Below are 16,262 nucleotides of genomic sequence, written 5' to 3' on the forward strand. Positions count from 1 at the left end.
CCATGAAAAATTTCTTCAAATACCTGTTTTCGGCCGATGCCGCCCGGCAGGATACACGCAACCACGTGGATTCGTTCCATGAACAGCAGGCCCAGGAAGAAGATGTGACGTTCGTTGATCACGGCATCCAGACCATTTCTTTGGAAAACATCATCGGCAGTGTGGGTAAATACGGGGATTTTGATTCCCGGTTCCGGCCCAAAAAACACATGTCCGCCCAGCGGTTTACGGAAATCAAACAGGCCATGCGTCAGGGCAGAGCCATCCCGCCGGTCAAACTGTACCAGATCCGCAACCAATACTATGTCCTGGACGGCAACCACCGGGTGGCGGCGGCCAAGGAACTGGGATGGACGGAAATCAAGGCCAAGGTGGTGGAGATTGTATCCGCCAGGAATACCCTGGAAAACCTGTTGTATCTGGAAAAAACGAAATTTCTGGAAAAAACCGAACTGCCCCGGGAAATCGATCTCACGGAAGTGGGAAAATACAAATATCTGGAACAGCAGATCCGGAAACACCAGGATTACCTGACATCCCAGTCCGGCAAAAACTGCGATTTCATCCGGGCCGCCAGAGACTGGTACCACACCATATACCTGCCCATGACATCCATCATCCAAAACGGGGACCTGCTCAAGTATTTTCCCGGGCGGACCCTTGCCGACCTGTACACTTATATTGCCTATCATCACTGGGATTCCAGTACCAACCGGCGTTACGGCATCGGTATCGATCGGCTGATCCCCAAAAGCATGGCCGGTTTCAGAAGCGCCATGCTGGAAAAACAAACCCCGGAGTACCCGGAAATGAAACGCACCATTACCGCATTCATTCTCATTGACACGGATGCAATGACAGAAACCACCCTGTCGGATCGATTGTTCGCACTGGATGAAGTCCGGGAGGTCCATACGGTTCACGGCAGTATCGATCTCTTGGTAAAAGTGGTTCTCCAGCGGGATTTTCTCACCTCGGATGCGGAAACCATTGCCGAATTCCTGGATCAGCAGATCCGGAAAATCGAGGGGATCAAACGGACCCAGACCATGATACCGGGCCGGTCCCTGGTCAAAGACGGCTTTGCTGGCTAAGCGCGTTGGAAATTTGGGACAATTCAGGAAAAAATGCTGTCAATCCGCCTTGTGCCAATAAATTTTTGTGGTGCTGAAACATGACGGAATCCCACATATCCAGAAATGTTTTCAAAGGTTGGGGCACCTTTTTTTTGTGGAGATAGAATACCCCGTTTTCAATGATTTGAGCCTCGGATTTACCTTTGGACAACTGTTTTTCAATGTGATGTTCCCGCTGGAGGATCTCTTTGATTTTTGCCATGAAAATGTCGGATATGCCTTTTTGGATCATTCCGCCATGACTGGACAGAATCAAATTGATCTGCATTCCGTCCAATCGAAGAAGGGAGAAGACCAGATCCCGGATATCACAATTCTGCCACCCATACCACGGTCCGAACCGGTCCAGTCCCAGATCTCCTGAAAACAGGATCCGGTCATCCGGAAAATAAAACGAGGTATGCCCCGGGGAGTGGCCCGGGGTGTCCATCACCACCATTTCCGGAGCAAACTCCACAAAAACCGTGTCAGGCCCATAGGATGAAAAATGCGTCAACGACCGGAATCCCTGGGTGTTTTCAACAAACGCATGCCACTGTTTGCCGCAGCCTAAGGGACCGGCTGTCTGTTGAACCACATGATCCAGGCTGGAAAGAAATGCCGCTTCTTTTGCCGGCACAAAGACCTGTATCCCGGCTTTTTCCGCCTGGTGGGTCCAGACGCTGTGATCCAGATGGAAATGCGTGATCACCGCTGCATCCGGACATCTTTGTTCCAGCAGGGTCCGGGTATCGGACTCTCCTAAATTCATGTCTATGAATATCTGTTTTCTGGACTGGACAATCAATCCGGCACAAGAGGAAAACCGGGCCATGGAATCGGGTTCCACATATGTAATTTTGTCTGTAATCCGGGTTTGTTTCATAAAAACGTTTTCCTTTGAAAGTATCCTGCAAGCGGACATCCGTGCCGGCAAAACCGTCTGGTACCGGCCTTCAGGGTGAGACAAATGCGGTACGTTCGTCAAACTGAGGATACCCGGCCAGGGTATTGAACAGATCATGCCCATAGTCAAGATCGGATTTTCGGGCCACACAATACTTGATATCCAGCAAAGGATACACCCATACATCGTGCAGGATTTTTATCTGGGCCTGCTCCCACAACCGGATCTGTTTTTTGGGATCCATTTCCGTCAACGCCGTGTCCAGAAGATCATCCACGGAAGTACAATGGGAAAAATTGGTATATGCATTGACACCGGTCAGGACGATGGCATCGGAATGAAAAAATCCCCGCAGATACGTATCCGCATTGGGTCGGAGCGTAAAATACAGAACCATGGCATTCCGGTTGTCCCGGACAATCCGGTGGTATTCTGAATGGGATACGATTTTCAACTCCACGATAATGCCGATCTCTTTCAACGCCTGTTGCAGAATTTCATAGCTTGTCTTAAACAGCCGTTTTTCCGATCCATACAGGGTTAAGGAAAATCCGTCTGCAAACCCGGCGTCCGCCAGCAGTTTTCTGGCTTTTTCAATGTTTTTTTCAAAATTCAGCCCCAAACTGATAATTTTTTCGTTTGACAGCCCACCGGGCAGAAACGCCGGACTCATGGGGGCCAGCACCGGAGACACCAGCTTTGGGCTGGATGCGGCCAGAAAATCATCCCGGTCCAGGGCATGGACGATGGCCTGCCTCACCCGGGGATCATTCAGGGGCTCAATGGAGGTGTTGAAATGAAACAGGCCGGTGAACCCCGGACCGAACACATCGACGATGGTTTCAGGTACCCGGTCCATGCGCTCGATCCATCCGGGTTCGCCCACTCCGAGGATCAGATCCATCTCCTTGTTTGCAAAAGCCGCCTCCCGGGTATCGTTGTCCGGAATAAAATACATTTCCACGCCCGCCAGTTTCGGGGTTCCCCGAAAATACCCGGCATAGGCTCTGAACTCGCATTTTTCCTTTGGCACATACCGGTGAAACATGAACGGACCCGTGCCCACCGGGTGAGTGACAAAGGCATCATACCCACCCGCCTGGATCGCTTTTTCACTCACAATATATCCGCCCCGGTGATTGGCGATTTTCGGCAGAAAAAACAACGGTGACACGGGTTCTTCCAGAATAATTTTCAAGGTATGGTCATCTGTCTTTTCAAACGTCATGCCCGCATATTCACCGGCCATGCTGCAAAAATCCGGGTCTGCCAGTTTTTTTAATGAAAAAATCACATCATCTGCAGTCAACTCATACACCGGGTTGAACGGGCCGGGATGAAAAAAAATTCGTTTTTTCAGATGAACCGTCCAGACCTGGCGGCCATTTTCAAGTTGATACGTGGGAATGGATGCTGCGATATCCGGTTCCAGACGGGAAAGATCTCCGGGTACATACCGGATCAGGCAGTTGAAAACCAGGTCTGCATAGGTATAGTCCTGGGATCCTCTCAGCAGATGAGGATCCAGACTGCCCAAACTGCTGGTATGAACGGCAAATTTCAATACCCGGCCCGGCGGAGAAATCGCATCTGCCTGACCGGTCATCAGCACCCCCCACAACCCACACCCCAATGCCAGGCATCCCAGAAAAGACAACCACCGCTGTTTCACGACACAATCCCCCCCTTTTGATTCGGATTCTTTTTATACGAATCAAAAAGGGCAGCGTCAAGGAAAAACTCAAACATCCAGTTACATGGGGGTATTGGGTATCAAGTCCCAGATGCCGCAGGGACAGGCCCCTTTGCAGAACCCGCACCCGATGCACCGTTCCGGATCCACCCGGTATTCAAACCCTGCGTTTCCCATATCGTTGCGAAAAATAGCCGATTCCGGACAAACCGCCACGCAGATGCCGCAATCCCGGCATCTGCCGCAGGATGCACAGACCTCGCCGCAGGACGACAAATCATCAGGCCGTGTTTTGGGATCATAATACGCCAGATGAACCCGGGAGGTATCCATGACCGGCATGGCGGATATTTCCCGGACTTCTTTTCCGGATATCAGCTGATCAATAACCTGGGCCGTGCGTTTGCCCGCACCGATGGCATCCGTGATCAGGCCCGGAGCCACTGCATCGCCGATGGCAAATACTTTGGGATCCGAGGTCCGGTTGAACCGGTCCACGGTGACGAATCCATTGTCCACAGCCAGATGGGGTTGAATGAAATCCAGGTCCGGAACATCGCCGATGGCCACCACCACCGTGTCTGCCGGCAGCAGATCGCCGTTTTGGAGTATTACACCCTGTTCGGTAATTTCTTTAGTATACACGGGCCACAGAAATTTGGCCCCGCAATTTTCCGCATCTTCCCGTTCTTTGCCGAATGCGGCCGGCTGCTGCACATCAATCAGGGTGATGACTCGGGCTCCTAAGCGATGGGCTTCCGTGGCCACATCACACCCCACATTGCCGGCCCCGATGATCACCACCTGTTTGCCGGGGGTGATTTTCTTTGTTTTGGCATCCGACAGAAATTCATTGGCAAACACCGCCTGCTCGATGCCGGGCACGGGCAGGGATTTTGGTTTTTTCGCTCCGGCCGCCACAACCGTGAAATCATATTCATCCCGGATCCGGGCAAAGGCATCCGCATCAATGGGCTGTTTCAGGCGGATATCGGGAATCAGGGCCTTGATCCGCGCCAGTTCCGTTTTCAGGGTGTTTTCAGGCATCCGGGATCCCGGGATCACGGATGCGATCTTGCCGCCGATGACTGGCCCTGTATCAAACACGGTCACCAAATGGCCGTTGAGGGTCAGGTGCCAGGCAGCGGACAATCCACCGGGCCCCGCACCGATCACCGCCATTTTTCTGCCGGTTTTTTTCGCCGGTTCCGGGGGAGGGACCTGTTCCCCGGCCCGGCCCAGGTTTCTGACACTCACCGGGGGCATGCCTTCCTGATGCCGGGTGCAGGCGGCCATGCAGGGGCTGGGACACAGATATCCGCACACGGTAGCCGGAAACGGGGTATGGGCCAGACCCATGGCAATGGCTTCGTCCACATTGTCAGCCCTTACCATGGCCCAGCGGTCCTGAACCGGAATCCCCGTGGGGCAGGCTGCCTGGCAGGGAGAAATATATTTACCCTGCTCCCACACCGGCACATACCGGCGCAGATCCCCTGTGGCGATCACCGGAATGGTTCCCGGCACTGTTTCCTGCAAATCTCCGATCAGCCCGCCTGGACCCAGTTCCCGGTCCCACACCTGTTGTCTGAAACCCTGCATATCCGGCCGGTCCGGGCTGTCCGCTTTTTCATGGGGGGATTTGGCTGTCAGCAGCATCCACTCCGGCCGGACCGTCAATGCAGCCAGCAGATCCATGCGGCCGGTTTTTTTCAGAAAATGCGAAATCCCGGTTTCCAGCCACTGCCAGTCGTCATCAGTGACCGGAATCTGTTTGGCGTCTTTTTGGCTGAACCCTGCCGCACTGCCCCGGACGAACACCTTGCCTCCCACCATGCCCACCAGGGGCCGGTATCCCAGCACCTGTTCTTCCGGCTGACTGCCGTGTCCGCACACCACGGCAATGCCGCCGGCCATGAATTCACCGAAATAATCCCCGGCCGTGCCCAGGACCCACAGCTCCGGGGGATCGAACCGGGGGTTATGCTTGGTCATGGTCATGCCCCGGGCACCGATGCTGCCGCCCACAAACACCCGGCCCTGGGCCGCGCCGTTCATCACGCCGTTGGAGGCGTGGCCGTGGACCACAATCTGGGCCCCGGCATTGAGCCATCCCAGGTCATCAGATGCCGGTCCCATGATTTCGATACAGGTATTGGCATTTCCCAGGGACCCGGTTCTCTGGCCGGAGTGTCCGATAATGCGGATATTCACCGGATCCGTGCCTGCGTCCCATAACCGGCCCCCGATGCCGTGCTGGCCGAATGCCTCGATCTCCAGATGCCGGTGGCCGCTGCGGATCTGCTGATGAATGATCTCTTCCAGAACCCTGGAAGGAATCCGTTTTTCTTCTCTTTTGCCGGGAATATAAATAAAATCAGTGTGTGTCATATCTGAATTCCTTACACTACATACTTGATACTCAATCGCTGGGCTGCCGCAACATCGTCAATACCCAGGGCGTCGGACATGCCGATGGGCAGAGAGGTGGACCGGCCCAGGGGCGCCACAATCTTTTTGAGTTCCGTGTCAAAAGACACAAACAGGTCCACCACCCGCTCCGCCACATCTTCAGGGTCCAGCCGCCGGTAGAGCCGGGGATCCTGGGAGGTGATACCTTTGGGACAGATACCCACGTTGCAGACATTGCACCGGTCCTCTTCGGTTCCCACGCACCCGGCGGCCGCCTGCATCACATATTTGCCGATCTGGACCCCGGAGGCTCCCAGCATGATCAATGCCGCGGCATTGGCAGCCAGGTTCCCGTTTTTGCCGATGCCGCCCCCGGCAAAAATCGGAATCTCGTTCTGCTTGCCGATTTTGATCAGGTTCAGGTAGTTGTCTCTGATACAGCTGGCAATGGGATGTCCCATGTGGTCCATGGACACGGTATAGGCGGCACCTGTGCCCCCGTCTTCGCCGTCAATGGCCAGACCGGATGCATAATCGTTGCGGGTGAGGTTATTGAGCACGGCCAGGGAGGTGGAGGACGCTGAAATCTTGGGATACACCGGCACCCGGAACCCCCAGGCCATGGACATGGACAGAATCATCTTGGCCACGGATTCCTCAATGGAATACTGGGTCTGGTGGGTGGGCGGACTGGGCAGGCTCACGCCGGCGGGCACGCCCCGGATGGCGGCAATCAGTTTATTGACCTTGTGCCACATCAAAAGGCCGCCGTCCCCGGGTTTGGCTCCCTGGCCGTACTTGATCTCAATGGCGCAGGGGTCTTCCTTCATATGGGGAATGGCATGGATGATTTCGTCCCACCCGAAATAGCCGGAAGCGATCTGGAGAATCACGTATTTGAGGAACCGGGACCGCAAAAGCCGGGGCGGGCATCCGCCTTCACCTGTGCACATGCGCACGGGCATACCCATCTCCTCGTTCAGATACGCCACCCCCATCTGGAGTCCCTCCCACATGGTGGGGGACAGGGCACCGAAAGACATGCCGCCGATGATCAACGGATAGATTTCCCGCACCGGCGGAATCCATCCTTTTTCCTTCAGGCGTTTCATGTTTTCCCTGGGAGAAAGCACCCGGCCCAGCAGGGTCCGCATCTCGAACTCATGACGTCCGGCATCCAGGGCCGGGTCCGTGAGCATGGAGATCCGGGTGAACTTGATCCGGTCCAGAATCGAGCCGGCCGCGTTCCGGCGCCCGCCCCGGCGCCGGGGCACCCCCTGCTGGTTGATATGAAACTTCATCCGGTCCAGCCCGGGATTTTTTTCCGGATGGATGGCGTCATTGGGGCACACCAGGGTGCACATGGCGCACCCGATACAGGCATGGGCCACATCGGTTTTCTGCCGGATCCCGTAAAACACATCCTGGGCAACCCCCTGATCCGCCTGTCTGCGGATGCTGGGTTTGAGGGTCCGTTTTCTGAACACGCCCAGTTCAATGGCTTTGACCGGACACACGGCCGTGCACTGGCCGCACAGGGTACACCGGTCATTGCTGAATTTCACCTGCCAGGGCAGGTCGTTAAGGCTTAAAGCGGAAGGTTCAAGGCTTCGGTTTGACGACATATGGTTACCTCCTGGCGGTCGGGGCCGACAATGGCTGTGTCTAAATGCATGGGTTGAATGTCTCTGGATTTGTCCCGGTCCGGAATCACGGCATCCAGGCCGCAGATTTCCGACGAGAACCCGTAAAGGCCGGGCTTCCCTCCCACCACACCGGGCCGCAGCTTTTTGCGGTCCTGGACCATGAACAACGAATGGTCCGGCAGGGTGCCGATGACGCAGTTGGGGCCGTCAATGATCAGAGACCGGCAGGTGCGTTTCAGGTGAGATAAAAATCCGGCATTGGGATGAACGGCCAGGTCTCTTTCCTGAAGCGGGGTGATCACATGCTTGTACCCGTCAATACCCAGCCCCAGCTCAACCAGGGAATAATGCAGGATATGGGCGAACACCTCGGAATCGGACTGGTATCCGGTGTAGGCGGCAATCCCCCGGGAGGTCAGAAAATCCCTGATGGGAATAAATGCCGTGTTTTCGCCGTTGGTCATGGTGGTGTATCCTTTGATGAAAAACGGATGACACGCATACAGGTCAATGGCGTAATTGGTGTTCTGCCTTCCCTGGGCCATGATGATCCTAGCCTTGAGTTCCTTGCGGTCCAGTCCCAGATATCCGGCCAGAAGCAGCGGATCTCCGATCTCCTTGATCATAATGGTGTCCGGCCAGAAGGAAAACACCATCATGTCTTTTTTTTCCTCCCCCATTTCGCGAATCTTGAGCCGGATGTCGGACAGCCGGACCGCCATGTCGTCTTTGCTCAGATTGTCCCAGTCTTCAGGCAGTTCATAGGCCCGGATCAGGTACAGATCCCTTCTGGGAATGCCTTCCACCGGTTTTTTGGGCACTTTTAAAGAGATTTTGTATTTGGTGAGAAAGCCTAAGTCCATCATGAAAAGATCCAGGCGCCGGATCCCTTCTTCGCTGAAAATACCCGACAGAATCGGGGCCTCTTTCATCTCTTCAAACGGCCCGCCCAGGTCCTGAAGCAACAACCCCATGCCGGACCCGTCATGGCCTTCCTTCATCACATCCAACGCCTTGATGGCCAGCATGGGGGACACCGGGTCCCGGCTGGTGAGTGCGAACAAACGACACATATCAATATCTCCTGACATCTTAAAATATTGCAGGGACCCACCCCCTGGGCAGGCCGTCTTTTCACCGCGAATTCTGGAGAAAAAGGGAATTCACCGATTTCCAAGGATTTCAATCTAAAGAGATTCTCTCACCGTGTCAATCATTTTTTTTTGAAAAGTTTTTTAAAATGAGAAAAATTAAGAACAAAAAGCTTAGTATTTAAATAATTGGCGCATAAAATTTGGACGATACAGATCTAATCAGAAAATTAATTTTTTTAATGGGAAGAAAAGGGCTGGAGCCCGTAAACCATCCGGGCCCGGTCACACAAGGGATTTTCCCGGCCGTTCTCCCATGATCGGGGAAAATCGCGGCAAACCCCGGGCCGGGCCATGTAAATGGCACATGTCACCCGGGTGCCCACCGCCCCTTCCAGGGCCGCGCACCGGGGTGACATTGCCTGGGTCCCTTTCATGAACCAGCCGGATATTCGGTCACCTTTGATCAGATCCAGGGGCACGCCCCGGTCGTCATCCGTGTCCTGCAATGCCACCGAATAAAATGCGCAGCAGGCACCGCACTTCATACAGGGACCCGGCTTTACCGGTTCCTTTCTGAGGGGCAGTGCCACAGCATCCGAATGTATGGGAATTCAAACCGCCTGGTCGTTTTTCATGGCCTGGTAGTAATCGTTCACCTCAAGTTCCCGGGTCTGTTTGCGGTACCAGCCGTCAAACAGGATCAGGCCCTGCTGTCCGTCCAGGGAGGTATAGTTTTTTATGGTCTGTCCCTGCATGGCCGCCGTGGCCGAATCAAACACCCGGAAACGGGCGGTTCCGTCCTTTGGCAGGTCGGTGACCATTTTGAGCTGCCAAACCCAGTCCGGATCATATTGCAGGTTCACCACCAGGTATTTTCCCAGATCCGATACCAGTTCTTTGGGTTTGGGAAGCGGGTCGGTGCCGGTTTTTTTCCAGAATTTCCAGTTCATTTTTCACCTCTTTTTTGCGTAAAAATGTATGATTTTTCAAAATCTCTTCAGCATAAATCATACCACTGGAAAAACTTTATTCGGCAGAAGGCCGCCCCCGGTGGGGGTGTCTTGCTGCCGGACAGGAATCCACGGGGTGGCTCCGACAGTCCGTCAGCAAGACACCCCCACCGGGGGCTCCGCTGTACAAAAGGAGAACCGGCTCTGCTATGCCATCCGTCGTGCGGGAAATTCCTCTGGCTGAAACGTCTTTCCTGCCTATTGTTTGGCTTCAACGGCGAGTGCCGGGCGGTTTCTGTGGGTTGAATCCCATTCTGACGCGTTTGCTACAGGGAGTTGGGCATGCGAAGCGGTCAAAACGGCAAACTGTTTGAGGACATACCTGCCCGCAGTTTTTGCCGTTCAGCGCAGCTTGCCCTTACTCCCTGTCAAACACGGCAGAGGGTGAGGCCCACAGGGACCGCCCGGCACGGGTCATTTGCCTGACAGGTATCGCAAACCAAAAAGATCAGAAAAAAGACATTTTGTGTCTGATTCAAAGAAAAACAGACGTCTTTGGTCCTGAATTGAGAGACTGAAACCTATCCGGCATTTCGGCCAAAAGGAATATTGAGCTTTTTCATGCGTTTGCGCAGAGTCGACGGATGCATTGCCAGAACCTTTGCCGCGCCTTTGTCCCCTTCCACCCGGCCTTTGCACTGGTGCAGCACGGTCTGGATATGATCGGCCATCACCTGGTCCAGACTCCGGCCGGTGGGAGTAAAATCCGCTTTTTCAGGCACCATGGGCCGGGGTATTGATGCCGGAGACAGACCGATTTCACAGAAATCCAGGTATCCGGAACGGTCCAGGATCATGGATCTTTCCACGGCATTTTCCAGTTCCCGGATATTGCCGGGCCATTGATATGCCATCAACCGGTCCATGACGGCGCTGGAAACACGGGGTACCTGGTGGCGCTTCATTTCCCGGGATTTTTTTTCGATAAAATGCCTCACCAGATCCGGAATATCCGGTGTCCGGTCCCGGAGGGGCGGGATCTCAATGGGAAACACCTGGAGCCGGAAAAACAGATCCGGCCGGAACTGGCGGGCGGCCATCATTTTTTCCAGGTTCCGGTGGGTGGCGGCAATGACCCGGATATTCACGCCAATGGTTTCACTGCCCCCCACCCGGTCGATCTCTTTTTCTTGAAGCACCCGCAAAAGCCGGATCTGGGCCTCGGCCGGCAGTTCTCCGATTTCATCCAGAAACAGGGTCCCGCCCTGGGCCCGTTCGATACGGCCTCTTTTCCGGGAGACGGCACCGGTGAACGCGCCTTTTTCATACCCGAACAGTTCACTGTCCAGAAGGGATGCAGGAATGGCCCCGCAGTTCACCCGGATAAACGGCCCGTCTTTGCGAAGGGACAGGTTGTGGATGGCATTGGCGATCACCTCTTTGCCGGTACCGGTTTCTCCCAGCAGCAGCACCGGACTTTCCAGGGGCGCCACCTGACGCACCATTTCCATCACCGGCTTGAGGCCCTGGCTTGCCCCCACGACTTTTTCACCGGATATTTTATGCAGTTCATCCTGCAGGTACCGGTTGTCATCCGCCAAAAGTTCCTTGAGATTTTTCAGCTCCCGGAACCGCAGACTGTTGGTCAGCGCAATGGCACAGGGCTTGGCCAGAAGACTGAGCAAATGAACATGGGACGGGGTAAATGAATGATGCCCGTCATTGAACACACTGAAAATCCCCAGCATGGTTTTTTCCAGCACCAGGTCCATGACCACGGCAGACAGGTCCCAGGCCTTGAGCCGATCCGCCACCGGCCCGGTCACGGGATCATTGCCCAGCCGTTCAATCACCCGGATTCTTTCCAGACGGCGGGTTTCCACCTGGCGGCGCCCGGTTCTGGACAATGGAATCCGGATGGACACGGCCCGGCCGGACCGGGGGGTGGCATGGGCCACCATCTCCACGGTCCCGGTCCTGGGATGATACACCTGAAACCCCATCTGACCGGCCGGCATAAACCGCCTTACATATAAAAGGCACTGGTGGAGGGCCCGTTCCAGATCCAGACTGGAGCACAGCCGGAGCGTGGCTTCCCTGAAAAACTCTTTTTCATCTGATTGCGTGGCAGTCATAAACAAACATCCTTCCTGTTCTATTCGACAGTTTATAGAAAAACTTTTAAATAGAACAGATTTTTCTTTTCCATGGGATGGAAAATCAATCTATTTGTTAAGGAACAAGCATATAACATCTTGAAATAAAAAAGGAATCTATTTCAGGCATGATTTGTGCTTTTTAATTATCCATTGAACCAGACAACCTGTAACCAAGAGGAGTGACATATGGAAATAAAAAAAATCTGCGTGCTGGGCGCGGGAATCATGGGTGCCGGCATTGCCCAGGTCTGTGCCAAGGCCGGATTTGAGGTGTTCATCCGGGATATGGAAGACCGGTTTGTGGAAAACGGGTTGACCACCATCAAGTCCAACCTGGACCGGGCCGTGTCCAAGGGAAAAATGGATAAAGACGAGGCAGATGCTGTTCTGGGCCGGATCACCGGCACCACCGATCTGACCCGGGCTGCCGGTGAGGCAGACCTGGTCATTGAAGCCATCATCGAAGTGATGGACATCAAAAGACAGGTGTTTCAGGATCTGGACAACATCTGCAAAAAAGACACCCTGATCGCCACCAATACCTCGGGATTGTCCATTACAGAGATGGCTGCCGTGACCCAGCGGCCCGACAAGGTCATCGGCATGCACTTTTTCAATCCCGTGCCCGTGATGAAGCTGGTGGAACTGATCCGGGGATTCACCACCTCGGATGACACCCTGAACATGGCCTGGGAATTTGTGGAAAAAATCGACAAAACCCCCATAGAAGTCAAGGAAGCCCCGGGATTTGCCGTGAACCGGATTCTGGTGCCCATGATCAACGAGGCCATTTTCGTTCTGGCCGAAGGGGTAGCATCGGCCGAAGATATCGACAAATCCATGATGCTGGGGGCCAATCATCCCATCGGGCCGCTGGCCCTGTCCGACATGGTGGGCCTGGACACCATATTGTTTGTGCTGGAAGGGTTTCACCGGGAACTGGGAGAAGACAAGTACCGGCCGGCCCCGTTGCTGCGCAAAATGGTGCGGGCCGGGTACCTGGGCCGCAAAAGCGGCAAAGGATTCTACGATTACACCAAATAGGACCTATGGGACCCGGGCTGACCTGAATGTCGGTTCCGGGCCATCTGTCTTTGATCGAATCAAACACCAAAAAAGGAGCACCCATGGCACAAGAGGTTGCAGACCGCCGGGATGTGGATTTTGTTCTTCACGAACAACTGGAAGTGGAACAATTGAGCCGGCATGATCATTTTTCGGAATTCACCCGGAAAACCGTTGACCTGATCGTATCCGAGGCCCGAAATCTGGCCCTCAAGGAACTGCTTTCCTGCCAGCGGGAAGCAGACGAAGAGGGCTGCACGTTTGACAGCGGACAGGTGACCGTTCCCAAAGCGTTTCACCGGGCCTATGATCTTTTCAGACAGGGCGAATGGATCGCCATGTGTGATGATCCGGCCTGGGGTGGGCAGGGCATGCCCCGCACGGTGGCCATGGCCGCTGAAAACTATTTTAACGGTGCCAATTTTCCGTTCATGCTCCACAACATTCTGATTCACGGGGCCGGCAAACTGGTGGAGCGGTTCGGCACAGACCAACAGAAAGACTTGTACCTGAAAAACATGTACACCGGCAAATGGGGCGGCTCCATGCTGCTCACCGAGCCGGAAGCCGGATCCGATGTGGGGGCGTTGACCACCAAAGCCGTGAAAAATGATGACGGCACCTACCGCATTTCCGGCAGCAAAATTTTCATCTCCTCGGGCGACACCGACCTGGTGAAAAACATCATCCACCCGGTGCTGGCCAGAATCGAAGGGGCACCCGCCGGTACGGCCGGCATCTCTTTGTTCCTGGTCCCCAAATTTCGGGTCAACAAAGACGGCACCCCGGGAGAATTCAACGATATCGTATGCACCGGCATTGAGCATAAAATGGGCATCCACGGCAGTCCCACCTGTGCCATGACCCTGGGCGGCAAAGGGGCGTGCATCGGCACCCTTTTGGGAGAAGAAAACAAAGGCATGCGGGCCATGTTCGTGATGATGAATGAAGCCCGGCTTCATGTGGGCATGCAGGGATTTGCCTGTGCCGGGGCATCTTACCTCAATGCCCTGAACTATGCCAGAGACCGGGTTCAGGGTGCAGCCCTGACCGCTCCCAAAGGATCTTCGGGTATTCCCATCATTCAGCATCCGGATATCCGGCGCACGCTGCTCTCAATGAAAACCGCTTCCGAAGCAATGCGCAGCCTGCTGTTTTATGTGGGATTTCTGGAAGACAAGATGACCCTGAGTGCCGATAAAGATGAGAAAGCCCGATACCAGGGGCTCATCGATGTGCTCATTCCCGTGGCCAAAGGATATGTCACGGACCGGGCCTTTGAACTCTGCTCTTCAGGCCTTCAGGTGTTTGGCGGATACGGGTACACCCGGGAATATCCCCAGGAGCAGCTGCTCCGGGACTGCCGGATCACCCAGATTTATGAGGGCACCAACGGGATCCAGGCCATGGATCTTTTGGGCCGGAAACTGGGGCTCAACCAGGGTCAGGCCTTCATGGATCTGGTCACGGAAGTGGAACAAACCATTGGTGCCGCAAAAAAAGTGACTGAACTGGCTTCCCTGGCAGATACCCTGGAAACCACCCTCAACCATTTAAAGGAAACCGCCGGAAAACTGGCCGGGGATCTGGGGTCGAAAAACATATTGACCGCATTTGCCCATGCCCATCCGTTCCTGGATGTCACCGGCGACACCCTGATGGGCTGGATGCTCTTGTGGCGGGCCGTGATTGCCGCCCGGAAACTTGGGGACAATCCCAAAAAAAAGGATACCGCCTTTTACCAGGGACAGGTGACCGGGGCCCGGTTTTTCATTAGCACGGTGCTGCCGGTGGCCCAGGCAAAAATGGCGGTGATCCAGGCCGGTGATACCAGCGCCCTGGACATGGCAGACACCGCATTTGGATCTTAAATAACGCAACCTCAAATCCGATCTGATGAAAAACCTTTTTGTGTCAGATCAGCGATTTGACACGTTGCACAACCAGACAGGAAATTAAAAAATGAAAGATATTGTGATTGTTTCCGCCTGCCGGACCGCCATCGGGGCGTTCGGCGGCACGTTAAAAGAAATGAACGGCGCAGCCCTTGCCAGCGTCACCATGAAAGAAGCCATCCAGCGGGCCGGTATTGATCCGGACCTGATCGATGATGTCCGGTACGGCACCTGCGTGGAACACCATGACACCCTGAACACCACCCGGGTGGCGGCGCTCATGGCCGGAATCCCGGAAAGTGTGCCCGCAGTCACGGTGAACCGGGTATGCATCTCCGGCATGGAGGCGGTACTGTCAGGGGCTGCCATGATCCAGGCCGGCATGGCCGAAGTGATCCTGGCCGGCGGGGTGGAACATATGTCCGGCGTTCCTTATACCGTGCCCAAGGCAAGGTGGGGTTGCCGGCTCCAGGATACCCAGTTTGTGGACGCCATGATTCACGCCCTGCACTGCGGTTCCTATATCCTGCCCTTTGATGACACCACGCCTGTGGACACGACCCAGGCCCCGGCGTCTTATTTCATGGGCAAACCCTATATCATGGGGCACACAGCCGAATTTGTGGCCCAGCACTTAGGGATCACCAGAGAAGAGATGGATGAAGTGGCTCTGCGCAGCCATAACAATGCGGAACGGGCCACCCAGGACGGTTCTTTTGCCGAAGAGATCGTGCCGGTCCAGGTGCCCCGGCGCAAGAAAGATCCGGTGATCTTTGACAAGGACGAGCATTTCCGGCCGGGCATGACCCTGGAAAAACTGGCAGCCCTGCCCCCGGCCTTTGTTCCCAGAACCGGCACGGTCACGGCCGGCAATGCTTCCGGCATCAATGACGGTTCCGCCGGCATGATCATCATGTCCGCAGACAAGGCCAGAGAACTGGGACTCACTCCGATTGCCCGCATCAAAGCCACGGGCATGGGCGCCTGCCATCCCACGGTCATGGGACTGTCGCCGGTACCGGCCGTGAAAAATCTCATGGAACGGTCCGGCCTGTCTGTGGCGGATTTTGAAATGGTGGAGGTGAATGAAGCGTTCGCGGCCCAGTACTTAGGCTGTGAAAAAGAACTGAACCTGAACCGGGAGATCACCAACATCAACGGGTCCGGCATCGGCCTGGGCCATCCCGTGGGCGCCACGGGCGCAAGGATCATGGTGACATTGATGCATGCCATGAAAAAACAGGGCAACACCCTGGGTCTGGCCACCCTGTGCGGCGGGGGCGGTGTGGCCATGGCCTGCGCCCTGGAAATGCTGTGATTTTTATC

General features: G+C 55.1%; 12 protein-coding genes. 4 read left to right on the forward strand and 8 right to left on the reverse strand.

Features of this window, described 5'->3' with window-relative positions:
* The first annotated feature begins 2 nt into the window (after positions 1-2).
* Positions 3-1,094: an Lrp/AsnC ligand binding domain-containing protein gene (locus DPO_RS14255; protein ID WP_006966755.1), complete on the forward strand. Its 1,092-nt coding sequence runs from the start codon at positions 3-5 to the stop codon at positions 1,092-1,094.
* Here the strand turns inward: DPO_RS14255 and DPO_RS14260 are convergent.
* The 8 genes from DPO_RS14260 to DPO_RS14295 all read right to left on the reverse strand — a co-directional run bounded on the left by DPO_RS14260 (position 1,072) and on the right by DPO_RS14295 (position 11,952).
* Positions 1,072-2,001 (reverse strand): MBL fold metallo-hydrolase, encoded by a 930-nt coding sequence (locus tag DPO_RS14260; protein ID WP_006966756.1) that lies wholly within the window; start codon positions 1,999-2,001, stop codon positions 1,072-1,074. The two genes, DPO_RS14255 and DPO_RS14260, sit on opposite strands and share 23 nt — an antisense overlap.
* A gap of 70 nt (positions 2,002-2,071) precedes the next feature.
* On the reverse strand, positions 2,072-3,694 hold the full coding sequence (locus tag DPO_RS14265) for an ABC transporter substrate-binding protein (protein ID WP_006966757.1): 1,623 nt from the start codon (positions 3,692-3,694) through the stop codon (positions 2,072-2,074).
* Positions 3,695-3,775: 81 nt separating this feature from the next.
* Positions 3,776-6,106, reverse strand: a complete 2,331-nt coding sequence (locus DPO_RS14270; RefSeq protein ID WP_006966758.1) for an FAD-dependent oxidoreductase — start codon at positions 6,104-6,106, stop codon at positions 3,776-3,778.
* Between the two features lie 11 nt (positions 6,107-6,117).
* A complete protein-coding gene (locus tag DPO_RS14275) occupies positions 6,118-7,752 on the reverse strand; it encodes a glutamate synthase-related protein (protein WP_006966759.1) in 1,635 nt (544 codons plus the stop codon).
* Positions 7,716-8,846: a class II glutamine amidotransferase domain-containing protein gene (locus DPO_RS14280; protein ID WP_006966760.1), complete on the reverse strand. Its 1,131-nt coding sequence runs from the start codon at positions 8,844-8,846 to the stop codon at positions 7,716-7,718. Before DPO_RS14280 ends, DPO_RS14275 begins: the two co-directional genes overlap by 37 nt.
* A 257-nt stretch (positions 8,847-9,103) precedes the next feature.
* Positions 9,104-9,412 (reverse strand): YkgJ family cysteine cluster protein, encoded by a 309-nt coding sequence (locus DPO_RS14285; protein ID WP_051069382.1) that lies wholly within the window; start codon positions 9,410-9,412, stop codon positions 9,104-9,106.
* Between the two features lie 66 nt (positions 9,413-9,478).
* Entirely contained in the window at positions 9,479-9,817 is a 339-nt protein-coding gene (locus tag DPO_RS14290; protein WP_006966762.1) for a hypothetical protein, read from the reverse strand.
* Between the two features lie 581 nt (positions 9,818-10,398).
* Positions 10,399-11,952, reverse strand: coding sequence for a sigma-54-dependent Fis family transcriptional regulator (locus tag DPO_RS14295; RefSeq protein WP_006966763.1), 1,554 nt, complete (start codon positions 11,950-11,952; stop codon positions 10,399-10,401).
* Between the two features lie 210 nt (positions 11,953-12,162).
* On the opposite strand from DPO_RS14295, the gene DPO_RS14300 reads away from it, so the two are divergent.
* From DPO_RS14300 to DPO_RS14310, 3 genes are all read left to right on the forward strand, one after another.
* Complete coding sequence (locus DPO_RS14300; RefSeq protein WP_006966764.1) at positions 12,163-13,020, forward strand: 3-hydroxybutyryl-CoA dehydrogenase; 858 nt, start codon at positions 12,163-12,165, stop codon at positions 13,018-13,020.
* Positions 13,021-13,103: 83 nt separating this feature from the next.
* Positions 13,104-14,912, forward strand: coding sequence for an acyl-CoA dehydrogenase (locus DPO_RS14305; RefSeq protein ID WP_006966765.1), 1,809 nt, complete (start codon positions 13,104-13,106; stop codon positions 14,910-14,912).
* A gap of 91 nt (positions 14,913-15,003) precedes the next feature.
* Positions 15,004-16,254, forward strand: coding sequence for a thiolase family protein (locus DPO_RS14310; RefSeq protein ID WP_006966766.1), 1,251 nt, complete (start codon positions 15,004-15,006; stop codon positions 16,252-16,254).
* Positions 16,255-16,262 lie beyond the last annotated feature (8 nt).

This window comes from Desulfotignum phosphitoxidans DSM 13687, assembly GCF_000350545.1.
Lineage (GTDB): Bacteria > Desulfobacterota > Desulfobacteria > Desulfobacterales > Desulfobacteraceae > Desulfotignum > Desulfotignum phosphitoxidans.